15 protein-coding genes are annotated in these 14,617 nt (G+C 51.9%); all 15 read left to right on the top strand.

The annotated features are described in order from the left end of the window. The first annotated feature begins 47 nt into the window (after positions 1-47). Positions 48-467 (top strand): cupredoxin domain-containing protein, encoded by a 420-nt coding sequence (locus BMZ51_RS19160; RefSeq protein WP_068010935.1) that lies wholly within the window; start codon positions 48-50, stop codon positions 465-467. A 203-nt stretch (positions 468-670) separates the two neighbouring features. Continuing rightward, positions 671-1,468: a uroporphyrinogen-III C-methyltransferase gene (cobA, locus tag BMZ51_RS19155; RefSeq protein ID WP_068010932.1), complete on the top strand. Its 798-nt coding sequence runs from the start codon at positions 671-673 to the stop codon at positions 1,466-1,468. Continuing rightward, positions 1,461-1,760 carry a c-type cytochrome gene (locus BMZ51_RS19150; RefSeq protein ID WP_068010929.1) on the top strand — a complete coding sequence of 100 codons (300 nt, stop codon included), beginning with the start codon at positions 1,461-1,463 and terminating at the stop codon, positions 1,758-1,760. Before cobA ends, BMZ51_RS19150 begins: the two co-directional genes overlap by 8 nt. 13 nt (positions 1,761-1,773) lie before the next feature. Further along, positions 1,774-2,925: a cytochrome D1 domain-containing protein gene (locus BMZ51_RS19145; protein ID WP_068010926.1), complete on the top strand. Its 1,152-nt coding sequence runs from the start codon at positions 1,774-1,776 to the stop codon at positions 2,923-2,925. A 3-nt stretch (positions 2,926-2,928) separates the two neighbouring features. Further along, positions 2,929-3,921 (top strand): siroheme decarboxylase subunit beta, encoded by a 993-nt coding sequence (ahbB, locus tag BMZ51_RS19140; RefSeq protein ID WP_068010923.1) that lies wholly within the window; start codon positions 2,929-2,931, stop codon positions 3,919-3,921. Beyond that, on the top strand, positions 3,918-4,373 hold the full coding sequence (locus BMZ51_RS19135; RefSeq protein WP_082825757.1) for an Lrp/AsnC family transcriptional regulator: 456 nt from the start codon (positions 3,918-3,920) through the stop codon (positions 4,371-4,373). Before ahbB (BMZ51_RS19140) ends, BMZ51_RS19135 begins: the two co-directional genes overlap by 4 nt. Next, positions 4,370-4,858: a siroheme decarboxylase subunit beta gene (ahbB, locus tag BMZ51_RS19130; RefSeq protein WP_068010918.1), complete on the top strand. Its 489-nt coding sequence runs from the start codon at positions 4,370-4,372 to the stop codon at positions 4,856-4,858. The genes BMZ51_RS19135 and ahbB (BMZ51_RS19130) overlap by 4 nt, the downstream gene beginning before the upstream one ends. A 3-nt stretch (positions 4,859-4,861) precedes the next feature. Further along, positions 4,862-6,082 (top strand): heme d1 biosynthesis radical SAM protein NirJ, encoded by a 1,221-nt coding sequence (gene nirJ, locus BMZ51_RS19125; RefSeq protein WP_068010915.1) that lies wholly within the window; start codon positions 4,862-4,864, stop codon positions 6,080-6,082. After that, complete coding sequence (locus BMZ51_RS19120; protein WP_068010912.1) at positions 6,057-7,589, top strand: nitrite reductase; 1,533 nt, start codon at positions 6,057-6,059, stop codon at positions 7,587-7,589. The genes nirJ and BMZ51_RS19120 overlap by 26 nt, the downstream gene beginning before the upstream one ends. Beyond that, positions 7,546-8,289, top strand: coding sequence for a sirohydrochlorin chelatase (locus BMZ51_RS19115; protein ID WP_074882247.1), 744 nt, complete (start codon positions 7,546-7,548; stop codon positions 8,287-8,289). The genes BMZ51_RS19120 and BMZ51_RS19115 overlap by 44 nt, the downstream gene beginning before the upstream one ends. A 13-nt stretch (positions 8,290-8,302) precedes the next feature. Continuing rightward, the gene (locus BMZ51_RS19110; RefSeq protein ID WP_068010909.1) at positions 8,303-8,521 is read left to right on the top strand and encodes a hypothetical protein; all 219 of its coding nucleotides are present in this window, start codon (positions 8,303-8,305) and stop codon (positions 8,519-8,521) included. A 148-nt stretch (positions 8,522-8,669) separates the two neighbouring features. Further along, on the top strand, positions 8,670-9,863 hold the full coding sequence (locus tag BMZ51_RS19105) for an NnrS family protein (RefSeq protein ID WP_068010907.1): 1,194 nt from the start codon (positions 8,670-8,672) through the stop codon (positions 9,861-9,863). A 172-nt stretch (positions 9,864-10,035) separates the two neighbouring features. Then, positions 10,036-10,443, top strand: a complete 408-nt coding sequence (locus BMZ51_RS19100) for a hypothetical protein (protein ID WP_068010905.1) — start codon at positions 10,036-10,038, stop codon at positions 10,441-10,443. Next, positions 10,437-12,659, top strand: a complete 2,223-nt coding sequence (locus BMZ51_RS19095; protein ID WP_074882246.1) for a NosR/NirI family protein — start codon at positions 10,437-10,439, stop codon at positions 12,657-12,659. The genes BMZ51_RS19100 and BMZ51_RS19095 overlap by 7 nt, the downstream gene beginning before the upstream one ends. A 17-nt stretch (positions 12,660-12,676) precedes the next feature. Beyond that, complete coding sequence (nosZ, locus tag BMZ51_RS19090; protein ID WP_420848511.1) at positions 12,677-14,614, top strand: TAT-dependent nitrous-oxide reductase; 1,938 nt, start codon at positions 12,677-12,679, stop codon at positions 14,612-14,614. The last annotated feature ends 3 nt before the right edge of the window (positions 14,615-14,617 follow it).

Below are 14,617 nucleotides of genomic sequence, written 5' to 3'. Positions count from 1 at the left end.
GGGGTGGCCGAGAAATTGGCCACCCTTTGCTTTATGGGGCGAACAGAATGCTTTTGAGAAACCTACCTCTAATCGCTGCTTTTCTTGGTGGCGCGCTTCTGTCACCAACGGCGTTTGCGCAGGACGATATGGCAAAGCTGTGTGCTGAGGCTGAGCAGCGATATGTGAAACTATACGGGCAGCCTTCTTCAGAGGCGGAAACCGGACCCGTCGTGAAGATGTACAAATACAGGTTTTGCCCTGCTCATCTGACGGTGCAAGTTGGTACGACTGTTCGCTGGGTGAACGTGGATAAACGCACCAGTCATACCGTGTACTTAAACGAGACTGACACGTCAGAATCAGACCGTCTCTTCCCTGAGGAGACCTTTGAATTCACGTTTCTTGCCGCAGGTGAACAGAACTATTTGTGCGGCCCACATTGGGAAACGCAAAAAATGATTGGCATGGTCACTGTAACACCATGAAAAATAATAGAAAAATATCCAAAGGCGCGTTGCAAATGTTGACTAATGTCAAGCAATTGCAGCCAGAAATGAGCAATCATAGCAATACGAAACGCTCTGTTTCCAGACGGAAGAATGACTCGCATCGACCAGCGCCAATCTGCTGACGAGCTGGGTGTATTTCGGGGCAACGCATTAGATTTCTCAGGAGGAGTGAGAGTTTCATGACTGGTAAAGTCTATCTAATTGGAGCCGGACCCGGCGATGTTGAACTCCTTACCTTGCGCGCTCTGCGTATGATCCGGGAAGCTGATGCCGTTGTATATGATCGTCTGGTCTCAGATGAGATTATGGAGATTGTCCCTTCAACGGCCCAAAAGGTCTTTGTTGGCAAAACACCTCAAAATCATCCGGTAGGACAGGAACAGATTAATCAAATTCTGGTGGATCTGGCCAAGCAAGGTTTGACAGTTGCCCGGTTGAAAGGCGGCGATCCGTTGATCTTTGGGCGTGGTTCTGAAGAAGCTGCACATTTGCGGTCGCATGGCATCGCCGTGCAATACGCGCCGGGCATTACCGCAGCGCAGGGCGCAGCGTCTTCTTGCGGGGTGCCACTTACCCATCGTGGATTAGCAACGGGTGTGCAGTATGTCACGGGGCATACTCAAGCAGACGGTGAGCTGGATCTGGATTGGAAAAGTCTGGCCAGTGAAGACACGACCCTCGTTGTTTATATGGGCGTTGCAAATATCAGCCAGATCGCTATGCGCCTGATGGCAGCAGGTCTGGCGGATGACACGCCTGTGATGGCGGTGGCAAATGCTACGACCCCGCGTGAATCCCGTATGTTTTCAGTTCTGGGGCGTATCGCATCTGATAGTCGTGAAGCGGGACTAAAAGCGCCTGTGCTCTACATCATCGGTAAGGTGGTTACTGTTTGTAACGAGTGGCCAGTCAATCAGTTTCTGGCAGCTACGGAAAATGAACAGGAAGAGTATGCCGGGGTTGCGAGCCATGCGTAGTCTGCTTCTGTTTCTCCTTCTTTGCGGGGTTTCTTTCGCTGAAGAAGCGAAGCAGGACCATGACCTTGCAAACCTCGTGCACCAAGATTGTGGTTCCTGCCACGGCCTGACGCTGAAAGGCGGATTAGGTCCTGATTTGCGACCCGACTCTATCTCTCACTATGACGCTGATACGCTTTCCGAAGTCATTCTCGACGGTATCCCCGGTACAGCCATGCCGCCGTGGCGCCCAATTATGAGCGAAGCAGAGGCGCGCTGGATCGCGCATTACCTCTTGGAAGGCCCTAAGTAAAAAAGGATCCCCGATGAAACGCATTTTCAGCTTGGTTACAACACTGTTTTTATTGGGTGGCGCCGCACAGGCTGACCAAATCAGCTCAACGGGCGATCTTGGTCTGGTGGTGGAGCGTGCTAAGGGGGCATTGTTGCTGGTTGACCAGTCAGAACATGCTGCGGTCGATCGCATCGAAGGGCTTGGAGATCTTTCCCACGCGAGCCTCGTATATTCTCCAGATCAGCGCTTTGCCTATGTGTTTGGCCGCGATGGTGGCCTTAGCAAGGTTGATATTATCGAGCGCAAGGTAGTCAAGCGCGTCCTTCAAGGTGGCAACTCCATTGGCGGTGCTATTTCCGACGATGGCAAGCTTGTTGCTGTGTCAAACTATGAGCCCGGCGGCGTCCGCGTTTTCGACGCTGACACATTAGAGATGGTTGCCGACATCCCCACGGCATCAAAGACCATCGGTCTGGTTGACGCACCGGGTCGCAAGTTTGTCTTTTCCCTTTGGGATGATGGCGAAACATGGATTGCGGATTTCTCTTCTGGCAAGGTCGATATCACAAAGGTCAAAGGCATGGGCGAGAACCCATATGATGCTTTGATCACCGAGGATGGTCGCACTTACATCACTGGATTATTTGGTGAAGACGGTTTGACCGCCTTAGACCTGTGGGCAGAAAAACCGGAGGCAATCCGCGTGCTGCCCAATTATGGCCGCGGGCTAAAGGATTTGCCCGTTTACAAAATGCCTCACCTGGAAGGCTGGGCGAAAGCTGGACAGGAGTTTGTGCTTCCTGCTGTCGGTCATCATCAGGTTCTTTGGATTGACAGTGTAACGCTTAAAGAGACCGGGCGTACAGATACTTATGGACAGCCCGTTTTTGCCATGGCGCGTCCAGATGGCCGTTATGTCTGGGTCAACTTTGCACACCCTTTGAACGATACGATCCAGGTCATTGATACGCTGACAAAGCAGGTCGTACACGAGTTCAAGCCCGGCCCGGCGGTGTTGCATATGGAATTTACCCCACGTGGTCATGAGGTGTGGATCTCTGTGCGTGATGCGGGCGCGGTTATGATTTACGACACGCGCACTTTTGAAAAACTGGGCGAGATCCAAGCCGACAAACCGTCCGGAATTTTCTTCACCGCGCGTGCGCACAAGACGGGGCTGTAGGCGATGGAAAACAGTCTTGATTCCCTGGATATGAGAGCATTGGATGAATGGCAGCGTGATTTTCCGTTGAACCAGCGCCCATATGCAATCATGGCAGAAGCTCTTGGCTGCTCAGAAGGTGAGGTCATAACACGCCTTAATAAACTTCAGGCTACAGGGCGCATCAGCAGGGTGGGGGGAACTTGTACTCCCAACTCCGTTTCTGCCAGTACGCTGGCCGCTGTTGCTGCGCCACCGGAAAGTGTCGATATCGTCGCCGAAATTATTGGCAAGCACGAAGGTGTCAATCATTCATACCTGCGCGAAAATTATTGGAATCTCTGGTTCGTCGCAACGGGTCCTGACCGAAAGCATGTGGAACAAACGCTGGCGGCGATCGGTGCGGAGACGGGCTTGCAGGTTTTGGACCTGCGTCTTGTCCGTCCGTTTAATGTGGATCTTGGTTTTGGTCTCAGAACGCCCCAATCTCGTCCAGCATCAGTCAAGGAAGTGCAGCCTGAACGCTTACAGGAGGGGGACCGCGCACTCCTGCAGGTTCTTACAAGGGGAATGCCAATATGTGAGGCGCCATATGAGCAAATCGCGGATGAACTTGGGAGCCGTGAGCAGGATGTTCTCAATCGTATCTGGGCCTTGCTCGATGCCGGCATCATATCTCGTCTTGGTGTGATTGTACGTCACCGTCCGCTGGGCTGGAGTTCCAACGCCATGGTGGTGTGGGACGTTGCCCCAGACAAAGTAGTCGCTGCGGGGCAGGCTCTTTCCGCAACGCCGGGTGTAACCCTTTGTTATGAGCGGCGCCCGGTTCCAGGTGTTTGGCCTTATCGTCTCTATTGCATGATCCACGCGCGCAGTCGCAGTGAAGCCGGGGCGATCCTTACGAGCGCGAAAGAACTACCAGAACTGACGAATGTGGAGCATGAAGTGCTGTTTTCCAGTCATTGCTACAAGCAGACAGGGGCGCTCATCTCCAGCGGCAAGGAGGTGCGGGCATGATTAAGCCATTGGATGATTTCGATCGCAAACTTATCAATCGCCTTCAGGACAGTTTGCCTCTCATACACCGACCCTTTGAACAGATTGGGCAGGAACTCGGCATCGAAGAAAAAGATGTCATCGCTCGCATTCAAAATATGCGTGACAGCGGAGTTCTCACGCGCTTTGGGCCATTCTTTGATGCGCAAGCGATGGGAGGAGCGTTCTGCTTGTGCGCGATTGCCGTTCCTGAAGACCGTTTTGACGATGTAAAGGAAGCGGTAAACGCGTTTCCTGAAGTCGCCCATAACTATCAGCGCACACATGAGCTGAACATGTGGTTTGTGCTGGCGACAGAGACGGAAGCGGAAATCGCTGAGGTTGCTGGGCAAATCGAGCAAGAAACAGATTTGCATGTGCACTGCTTTCCAAAAGAACAAGAGTATTTCATCGGCTTTCGGGTGATGGCATGACACTTAACGAATACGACAGAGCGATTATTGAGGCAACTCAAGCAGGTTTACCACTGGTCGCGGCCCCTTTTGAGGCAATTGCGCAGCGTGTAGGCCTTTCTGAAGCTGAAGTCATAACGCGTTTTGAGGCGATGCAGGCGCAAGGCGTTATTCGTCGCATTGGTGCAGCGCCTAATCATTACCGTCTTGGTCTGACAGGCAACGGCATGACGGTGTGGGATGTCACCGATGAACAGGTGGAGGAACTTGGCCCCAAAGTTGGTGCGCTTTCCTTTGTAACTCACTGTTACCGCAGACCACGCGCATTGCCAGACTGGCCGTACAACCTCTTTGCGATGGTTCACGGTGCTGGGCGGGAAGAGGTTATTGAAAAGCAAGGTGAAATTGCAAAATTGCTGGGTGATGCTTGCCGTGCCAGCGACATATTGTTTTCCACTCGCATCCTAAAAAAGACAGGGTTACGCCTGCGCCAGAAGGAGGCTTGAAGCATGTTTCGTCTTTCTGACTACATGAAGCAGATCACCGACCCAACGCCAGTTTTGGCGCGCCGTGGTCAGGGTCCGGTGAAGCCGGTTGTGATCTGGAATTTGACCCGGCATTGTAATCTAAAATGCCGGCATTGCTACACAGTGTCAGCGGATGTGGACTTTCCTGGCGAGTTGACGCACGCGCAGGCTATGAACACCCTTGAGGACCTGGGGGAGTTTAAGGTTCCAGCGCTTATTTTATCGGGCGGCGAACCTTTGGATCGTCCAGATCTGTTTCAGATCGCGTCTCGTGCACGCCAGTTGGTGCGGATGCTGGCCTTGTCTACCAATGGGACAAAGATCCATGGCGAGGCGGCAGATCGTGTTGCTGAAATTGGTTTTGATTATGTCGGCATTTCTATCGACGGAATTGGCAAGACCAATGATTGGTTTCGCGGTGTAGACGGTGCTTTTGATAGTGCACTGCGCGGTGTACGCGAATGTAAAAAACGCGGCATTAAAGTTGGCCTGCGTTTCACACTTACTGAAGGTAACTACAAAACCCTGCCGGATCTTCTCAAGCTTTGCGAGGATGAAGGCGTTGACAAGTTTTACCTGTCCCACCTTGTTTATGCAGGGCGAGGTGACAAGCACCGGGGCGAGGATGCTGAGCATTTGAGAACCCGCTGGGGTCTGGACCTGCTGATTGATCATGCTTGGAAGTCTCTCAACGGTGGGACGCCGCTTGATATTGTGACGGGCAATAATGATGCTGATGCTGTCTTCTTCCTGAACTGGGTCAGAGCTAACTTTGGTGACAGCAAAGCTGAGCATGTGGCAACGCACCTTAAGGCGTGGGGCGGCAACTCTTCTGGGCTTGGTGTTGCCAATATCGATACGCTTGGCGATGTGCACCCAGATACTTACTGGTCTGACTACACAGTAGGCAGCGTCAAGGATACCAAGTTCTCTCAGCTTTGGACCAGTGATGACCCGATACTCGCTCAATTAAGAACCCGGCCACGCCCGCTCAAAGGCCGGTGTGGGGCATGCCGTCATAAAGAAGTGTGTGGCGGTAATACTCGCATTCGCGCGCTTCAACTTACCGGTGATCCATGGGCTGAAGACCCAGCCTGCTATCTGTCCGATGAAGAAATCGGCGTGCAGGAAGGTACACATGACCGCGTAACAGTTACTCCATTCAGAGGGAAAAGCCATGATCCGGCTCATCGTTTCGCTTAGCACAGCGGTTCTTGCTGCATCGGCCTGCTTTGCCGAACCTGCTCAGATCTATCAGGACGCCTGTGCAGAATGTCATGGTGCAGACCGTCTCGGTGGTGTTGGGCCAGCTTTGATCCCCGAAACACTAAAACGTATGCGCGGGCCAAAGCTTAAAGACGTCATCTCAAATGGTCGCGAAGCAACGCAAATGCCAGCGTTCATCGACACGCTTGTTGAGCAGGAGATCGATACGCTCGTTACCTATATTAAGAAGCCATTGGAATCCGTTCCAGCCTGGGGCCCTGAGGAAATCATTGCTAGTCGGGTGCTGAACGAAGACTACAAGAAGGCTGAAGCTCCTATTTGGTCGTCTGACCCGATGAATATTACTCTCGTCGTGGAAACCGGTGATCATAGTGTCAGTGTTTTGGATGGAGATACCTTCGACGTCCTTGACCGGTTCCCAACACCGTTTGCTGTCCATGGTGGGCCAAAGTTTACACCAGATGGTCGCTATGTGTTCATTATGTCCCGCGATGGCTGGGTGCAGAAATATGATATTTACTCACTGCAGGAAGTTGGCCGTGTCCGTGCGGGCCTGAATAGCCGGAACATCGCTATCAGCCATGATGGGAAGTGGGTTGCAGTTGCAAACTATCTACCCAACACACTTACGATCCTATCGAGCGAGGATCTGAGTGTTGCCAAGGTGGAGACGGTGAAAGGCAAGAATGGGACGCCGAGCCGGATTTCCGCTGTGTACCAAGCTCCTCCGCGTGAAAGCTTCGTGCTGGCTTTGAAAGACGTGCCAGAAATGTGGGAAGTGTTTTACGGTCCAAATCCGCCACAGATGGGCTTTGCACATGACTGGAGGGATGAGGGGCCTGTTCCAAGTGAAGACCCATTCCCAATTCGTAAGATAACAACACCGGATTACCTGGACGACTTCTTCTTTGACCAGACCTACGAATATGTGATGGGCGCATCGCGTAGTGGTGATGGCGGGCAGGTGATTGATCTTGTGATTGGTCACAAGATTGCTGACCTTGAGCTACCGGGCATGCCACATCTGGGATCAGGTATCACATGGCAAATGGGTGACAGCACGGTGATGGCAACGCCGCACCTGAAGGACAGCACAATCTCTGTCATTGATATGAAGTCATGGAAAACTGTGAAGCGGATCAAAACGCTGGGCCCAGGGTTCTTTATGCGCAGCCACGAAAACACCAATTATGTCTGGGCAGGTGTGTTCTTTGGTCCAAACAAAGATGCCATGCATATCATTGACAAGCAGACGCTTGAGATCGTGGAAACCCTTCGTCCTGTAAAGGACGCGACGGTTGCGCATGTGGAGTTCACCAGAACCGGGAAATACGCCCTCGTATCTGTCTGGGAAGATGATGGCGCCGTTATCGTCTACGACGCTGAGACACTGGAAGAGGTCCGCCGTCTGCCAATGAAAAAACCATCGGGCAAGTACAATGTGTGGAACAAGATCACCTTCTCTGAAGGCACAAGCCACTGAGGCCTTGATCGTGTCACACGGTCAGCCTTCAAACCCCGACGCAGGAGAGCGCTACCTGAGCAGCCTGGCTCAAAAGGTAGCGTTGCACATGCCGGATATGAACGTGCGGGCGGCAACTTTGGCCGCCCCTGGGAAACTGGAGCAGGCCATTGCATGTGCTGAAGGCCTGCCTCTGGTGTTTCCGTTGTTCATGGCCGATGGCTGGTTTGTGCGAAAAGCGTTGCCAAACCGACTTGGAGCGTTGAAGCCACGCATTCTGCCGCCTTTGGGGATACTGCCAGAGCTGCCTGCTTTGGTCGCTGAGCTTCTCAAAGAGCGGATTTTGCAGCAAGGCTGGGAGTTGGAAAACACTCGGTTGCTTATTGCCGCTCATGGTTCGGCCACTGGTCCAGTTCCAGCTGAATGTACTCGCGCGTTTGCAGGTCTTTTGCTCCAGCACATCGCCTTAGGTGACACTAGGATTGGCTTTCTTGAGCAGCGTCCATTCCTTCATGAAACCGCTTCAGATATGGACCGCCAAACGATCTTGTTGCCACTGTTTGCTGGAGATGGCGGCCATGTGGAGAGTGATCTGCCACTGGCCTTGAAACATGCTGGCTTCCATGGGCTGCGCCTTCCTGCGCTAGGACAGTTGAATTTTGTACCAGAATTGATTGCAACCCAGCTGCAAAAGGCAAGCAGCTGCAAAGTTGCTGCGTGAGAGGAGGGCTCATATGTGGTCCGTAAAGAAACTTGCTATCGTGCTCTATCCCTTCGCAATGTTGACGGTTGCTATCAACCTGTTCTTCGCGACGTTGATTGGTACATTTTTTGACCTGCCTGCAATGTCTCCCTATTTGACGCTTTGGGTTAGTTTGCCGCTTGGTATTCCTGCTAGTTGGCTTGCCGCTAAGTGGGTTCGCAGCTTATTGGAGCAAGCGCAGGAAAAGTAGGTAGTTGTCGCTTGTGCAAATCATTTGCAAAAAGAAAAGGACCTAATAATTGTCAAGGACAAGCTGAAGCAAACGTCAGAAGGTGAAACGGACTGTGTAATCTTGGCTTTACGCACCGCTAAAGCCCGAGCAAAAATAAGAGCCGCTGATGTCTTCAACGATGGAACAAGTTCGCTTGTGGCAAGGTCCAGCTATCTTTAGCTATGGATTCAGACCATTTTTCTTAGGCGCTGCCGTTTGGGCATGCCTGTCTATGCTGCTTTGGATCCCTATGATCACAGGTGTTGTGGAGCTTCCCACTGCGTTTGATCCTGTTTCATGGCATGCTCATGAATTCCTGTTTGGGTATCTTAACGCTGTGTTGGGAGGCTTTCTCCTCACTGCTATTCCGAATTGGACGGGGCGGATGCCGATCGTCGGGAAACCGTTGGCACTGCTGTTCTCGCTTTGGGTGCTTGGACGTTTTGCGATCTTGTTTTCTGCGTTTTTGCCAGCAGGTGTGGTCGCGCTTATGGATATTGCGATGCCTATCGCGCTTGCTTTGGCAGCAGTTCGTGAGATTATCGCAGGAAAGAACTGGCGAAACCTGATTGTGATTGCGCTGTTGGGGGTGCTGATCACTGCGAACCTTATGTTCCACTGGGAGGCTTGGCGCAGTGAGTATGCTGCACAAGGCTACGGTATGCGCCTTGGTGTCTCCGTCATGTTGCTCATGGTCGCGCTTATTGGTGGACGCGTTATACCTTCCTTCACGCGCAATTGGCTGGCAAAGCAAGGTGCTCAAAAGATGCCTGTCTCGCCAATGCAGGTGTTGGACAAAGTCGCATTGCTTGCTCTGATGATTGCAGGCGTTACATGGACGGTGCTTCAGGACCACTGGGTCGCAGGGCTGGCGTTTTTCGTTGCAGGAGTGCTTCATGCCGTCCGCCTTACGCGATGGTGCGGCTTACAAACCTTTGCAGAGCCGTTGCTGCTGGTCTTGCATATCGGTTACCTCTTTTTGCCAATCGGCCTGTTATCTCTGGGAGTTGCTCTTCTTGCTCCCAGCTTGCTTGATGCAACTGTTTCACAACATGTGTTGATGGCGGGTGTGATGGGCATGATGACACTTGCTGTTATGACACGCGCTATCCTTGGGCACACGGGACGGGAGCTTACTGCATCCAAGGGCACGTCAGTCCTCTTTATCTTTTTTGGTTTGTCTATACTTGCCCGGTTTGCAGTGGCTTTCCTGCCCGATTTTGCAGCGCGGCTTTATGATGTCGCTGGGCTTCTTTGGATACTTAGCTTTGCCGCCTTTATTGTCATTTATGGACCGTTGCTCCTACGCTCTCGCGATTGACTGAAGGGGAGTTGGAACAACATATAGTACTCTACTTATTTAATGTGATATTTTTCGAAAAAGATATATATAAAACAGTCACTTAAAGCCTGCGACGTATTGTCTGTCAAAAACGCCGCAGGCTTGATTTATGTTAAAATGTTTTGCTCTGTGAGCGGTTAAGCCATGAAGCATGGTAACCCGTGCACTTACATATATTGTCTATGGCACAATTGCTTTGTTCATGGCTTTGTCTGGTCCTCAGACAGAGTTTTTGCGCAGCGCAAGTGCACGTACAAATGTAGGTGCCGGTGATGTGGTGCAGGAGATCGTTATCTGCACCAGTACAGGTAAAAAAACGATCCTGTTGGACCAAGACGGTAATCCAACTGAACAAAACCAATCAGATCGCTCTTGCTGCGAAGACGCGTGCACCGCATGCGGCATGTGCCAAAGCATGATGGCTTTGCCGCCAACTCGCCCGCAGGTGTTCTCCCAACACTTGCTTGCTATCGCTCCAAATAAACTCCGCGAAGCCACCGTCGTGAAGCTTACACGAACGGCCACGGCCCGTGCGCCTCCGGGGGGTGAACAATGTTGAATTCGTTTTTCCGACACCTATTGACCCGTATGAGTAGCTGCGTTGCTGCCATGCTTCTCGCTCTGACGATCCTTGCACCTGTCACAGCCCAGGCACAAAGCCAAAGTTCTTTCTTAGCGCGCTTTCTGCCCCAGATAGACCCTTCCATCATCGTTGATGGGGCCGACGCCTACGGACCAATCCGTCAAGATGTCCCCGTAGCCCCACTGCTTAAAGCAAACAAGCAAATCGGCTGGGTCTGGATTACTTCAGATTTCGTTGGCACCACTGGTTATTCCGGTAAACCTATCCATACAATGGTGGCGGTTGGTGATAATGCCCAGCTCCTTGGTGCTCAGCTCATAGAGCATTCTGAGCCAATCGTGCTCGTAGGCATTCCCGATGAGAAAATTAAAGCTCTTACCCGAAGTTATCAGGGCGTTGACCTGGTAGATGAAGCCGCGACTGGTGGGCAATCTCACGAAGTTGATATCATCTCCGGGGCGACAGTCACAATCATTGTTATTGATGACACGATTGTTCGTTCTGGACTCAAAGTGGCTCGCGCACTTGGTCTTGGTGGGCTGAAAGATAATCAGCATAGTGAACCCAAATTTGTCCTGAATGAAGATGCAAGCGCAGAAACAGACTGGATTGGTCTGACTGGCGATGGAACTGTGCGCCGCCTCAGTTTGGATGTCTCTCAGGTCAATACAGAGTTTGCCAATTCAAGCGATCCACGAGCAGCAAAGCGTCCTGAAAAGGGCCCGGACACTGATACGTTTATCGAAATTGCTGCCGCTCCTGTAAGTGTGCCGGCGATTGGTCAGGTTCTTCTGGGTGAAAAAGGTTACGACAATCTCCAAAAGTGGCTGAAGCCCGGCGAGCACGCCATCCTATTGGCAGGTCGTGGCCGGTATTCCTTTAAAGGCTCAGGTTATGTGCGCGGAGGTATCTTCGACCGTATCCAAGTCGTCCAAGGTGATGACAGTGTCCGCTTTCGCGATCGTATGCACCGCCGTCTTGGTGTTGTTGCAGCTGATGGTACGCCAAGCTTTACAGAGGTGGGTCTGTTCAAGATCCCGGCAGATGCGAACTTCGACCCGACCAAACAGTGGCGGTTGCAGCTTCTGGTTTCTCGCGCAGTGGGCGCCATCGACAAAGCCTTCGTTACCTTCGATCTGGATTACAAGCTGCCCAGCAAGTTCATGCAAGCCGTTGTCGCGCCAGCAGTTCAGTCTGCTGAAGCTGCCCAGATTGCAGTCATTGCAGACCAAAGCGAAGCGGCGGCAAAACAGGCCCTCTGGAAACGCATCTGGTGGCAAAAACGTTATGAAATTGCAGGCCTTGTTGCGATGTTGGGCGTGCTTACAATCGCGTTCTTCTTCCAGAATTGGATCACCAAATCCGCAAAGTTTGTGTTCTGGTTCCGCATAGGTTTCCTGACGCTCACACTGGTCTTCCTGGGTTGGTATGCCAACGCTCAGCTTTCCATTGTTAACCTGATGGCTCTGGGTGGGTCATTGGCCTCCGGCTTCAGCTGGGATGCCTTCCTAATGGAGCCACTGACCTTCATTTTATGGTTCTCCATGGCGGCTGCGCTCATCTTCTGGGGGCGTGGCGCCTATTGTGGCTGGTTGTGCCCCTTCGGTGCGCTACAGGAGCTTTCGAACCGCATCGCAAGAGCGCTTCGTGTGCCGCAATGGAAGCTGCCATTTGGCCTGCATGAGCGTCTTTGGGCCCTCAAGTATGTGATCTTCCTTGGGTTGTTCGGTTTGTCTTTGGCGTCCATGCCGATGGCTGAACGTCTCGCAGAGGTAGAGCCTTTCAAGACTGCAATTATTCTCAAGTTCGATCGCACATGGCCGTTTGTTCTGTTTGCGCTGGCGATGTTGGCCCCGGGCCTGTTCATCGAGCGTTTCTATTGCCGGTACCTTTGCCCCTTGGGTGGCGCACTGGCGATCCCTGCAAGAATACGGATGTTTGACTGGCTCAAACGTTATCCGGACTGCGGTCGGCCATGCCAGACCTGCTCGAATGAATGCCCAATTCAGGCCATTCATCCAACGGGCGAAATTAATCCAAACGAATGTGTGAACTGCCTGCACTGCCAAGTTCTCTATCAATCAGAGACGAAGTGCCCGGTGGTCATTCGTAAGTTGAAGAGGCGTGCACATCTAGCACCGTCCTCTGAAAAAACAACCGCAACGAAAGCTGCGGCTTCACTGGAAGCATGAGTAGAGGAGTGACTCTCATGACTGGTAAGATGAATGAAGTAAAACGCAAAGGCCTGAGCCGCCGGCAAATGCTTGGTGCGAGTGCGGCTGGTGCCGTTGGCACTGGTGGTCTGGCACTGTTGGGTGGCGCTGCAAGCCTCACCGCGACAAGTGCATTGTCACCTGCCATGGCGTCAGGGCGTGGTGTTGAGCTGCAACCTGGCGAACTGGATCCATATTACGGTTTCTGGTCCTCAGGTCAGTGCGGTGAACTGCGCATTCTTGGTTTCCCATCCATGCGCGAGTTGATGCGTGTACCTGTATTTAACCGTTGTTCTGCAACTGGTTGGGGACAAACCAACGAGAGCTTGAAAGTTCTTACTGAAGGTTTGACACCAGAAACCAAGGACTTCTTGGCAAAGCAGGGTAAAAAGACATACGACAACGGTGATCTGCATCACCCGCATATGTCCTATACCGATGGTACTTACGATGGTCGTTATGTGTTCATGAACGACAAAGCGAACACCCGTGTGGCTCGTGTTCGCGTTGACGTGATGAAGTGCGATAAGATCCTTGAGATTCCAAACGCCCACGACATCCATGGCCTGCGCCCGCAAAAATACCCGCGCACCGGTTATGTGTTTGCAAACGGTGAGCATGAAGCCCCGCTCATCAATGACGGCACAATCCTTGATGAGCCAGATAAATACGTAAACATCTTCACCGCAATTGACGGTGACACCATGGAAGTTGCCTGGCAGGTGATGGTCTCTGGTAACCTTGATAACTGTGATTGTGATTATCAAGGCAAGTACGCATACTCCACATCTTACAACTCTGAAATGGGCATGAACCTTGCTGAAATGACAGCAGGTGAAATGGACCATGTGGTTGTCTTCAACCTTGCTGAAATTGAAGCAGCAGTGAAGAGTGGCGACTATCAGGAACTCAATGGCATTCCTGTTATTGATGGACGTAAGGGCGTAAACAAGAAGTACACCCGTTACATTCCAATTCCAAACAGCCCACACGGCATCAATACTGTTCCTGACCAGAAGCACGTTGTGGTCAACGGTAAACTGTCTCCTACCTGTTCCGTACTGGATGTGAGAAAGTTTGATGCAATGTTTGAGGAAGATGTTGATCCTCGTAGCGTTGTTGTTGCTGAACCAGAATTGGGTCTTGGGCCTCTCCATACCGCATTCGACGGTAAAGGCTTCTGCTACACCACGCTGTTCCTCGACAGCCAGATGGTGAAGTGGAATCTGGAAAAAGCGATCCGTAAGTTCAACGGCGAAGATGTTGATCCAATCGTCTCTAAAGTAGACGTGCAGTATCAGCCGGGTCACAATCACACAACTATGGGTGAAACCACAGAAGCAGACGGTAACTGGCTTATTTCTTTGAATAAGTTCTCCAAAGACCGTTTCTTGAATGTGGGTCCTCTGAAGCCTGAAAACGAACAGATTATCGACATTTCCAGTGACGATATGAAGGTGGTACACGACGGCCCAACATTTGCTGAGCCGCATGATTGTATCATGGTGCGTTCCGATATCGTGAACCCAGACAACTTTTGGAAACGCGACGATCCAATGTTCGCTGATGCAGTAGCACAAGCGAAAGCGGATGGTGTTGATCCTGAGTCTGACAGTGTTGTCATTCGCGATGGCAACAAGGTTCGCGTTTACATGACTTCCATGGCTCCAGTCTTTGGTCTGGAGAAGTTCACAGTGAAAGAGGGTGATGAAGTCACGATCATTATCACCAATATCGACGATATTGATGATCTGACACACGGCTTCACCCTTGGTAACTACGGCCTTGCAATGGAATTGGCTCCTTTGGCAACGTCCTCTGTGACCTTTACCGCTGATCGCCCAGGTGTTCATTGGTACTACTGCCAGTGGTTCTGTCATGCACTGCACATGGAAATGCGCGGCCGCATGTTTGTTGAGCCTAAGGAGGCGTAAGTT

The sequence above is a fragment of the Pseudovibrio axinellae genome, from assembly GCF_900110875.1.
GTDB classification, from domain to species: domain Bacteria; phylum Pseudomonadota; class Alphaproteobacteria; order Rhizobiales; family Stappiaceae; genus Pseudovibrio; species Pseudovibrio axinellae.
This window is presented reverse-complemented; position numbering and strand designations above follow the sequence as displayed.

Excerpts from the sequence above, each read along its gene's own strand:
- BMZ51_RS19150 (WP_068010929.1), top strand. The coding sequence starts at position 1,461 with ATGCGTAGTCTGCTTCTGTTTCTCCTTCTTTGCGGGGTTTCTTTCGCT.
- BMZ51_RS19145 (WP_068010926.1), top strand. The coding sequence starts at position 1,774 with ATGAAACGCATTTTCAGCTTGGTTACAACACTGTTTTTATTGGGTGGC.
- BMZ51_RS19095 (WP_074882246.1), top strand. The coding sequence starts at position 10,437 with ATGTTGAATTCGTTTTTCCGACACCTATTGACCCGTATGAGTAGCTGC.
- ahbB (WP_068010923.1), top strand. The coding sequence starts at position 2,929 with ATGGAAAACAGTCTTGATTCCCTGGATATGAGAGCATTGGATGAATGG.
- cobA (WP_068010932.1), top strand. The coding sequence starts at position 671 with ATGACTGGTAAAGTCTATCTAATTGGAGCCGGACCCGGCGATGTTGAA.
- BMZ51_RS19115 (WP_074882247.1), top strand. The coding sequence starts at position 7,546 with ATGTGTGGAACAAGATCACCTTCTCTGAAGGCACAAGCCACTGAGGCC.
- BMZ51_RS19160 (WP_068010935.1), top strand. The coding sequence starts at position 48 with ATGCTTTTGAGAAACCTACCTCTAATCGCTGCTTTTCTTGGTGGCGCG.
- BMZ51_RS19120 (WP_068010912.1), top strand. The coding sequence starts at position 6,057 with ATGATCCGGCTCATCGTTTCGCTTAGCACAGCGGTTCTTGCTGCATCG.
- BMZ51_RS19135 (WP_082825757.1), top strand. The coding sequence starts at position 3,918 with ATGATTAAGCCATTGGATGATTTCGATCGCAAACTTATCAATCGCCTT.
- nirJ (WP_068010915.1), top strand. The coding sequence starts at position 4,862 with ATGTTTCGTCTTTCTGACTACATGAAGCAGATCACCGACCCAACGCCA.
- BMZ51_RS19110 (WP_068010909.1), top strand. The coding sequence starts at position 8,303 with ATGTGGTCCGTAAAGAAACTTGCTATCGTGCTCTATCCCTTCGCAATG.
- nosZ (WP_420848511.1), top strand. The coding sequence starts at position 12,677 with ATGACTGGTAAGATGAATGAAGTAAAACGCAAAGGCCTGAGCCGCCGG.
- BMZ51_RS19105 (WP_068010907.1), top strand. The coding sequence starts at position 8,670 with ATGTCTTCAACGATGGAACAAGTTCGCTTGTGGCAAGGTCCAGCTATC.
- BMZ51_RS19100 (WP_068010905.1), top strand. The coding sequence starts at position 10,036 with ATGGTAACCCGTGCACTTACATATATTGTCTATGGCACAATTGCTTTG.
- ahbB (WP_068010918.1), top strand. The coding sequence starts at position 4,370 with ATGACACTTAACGAATACGACAGAGCGATTATTGAGGCAACTCAAGCA.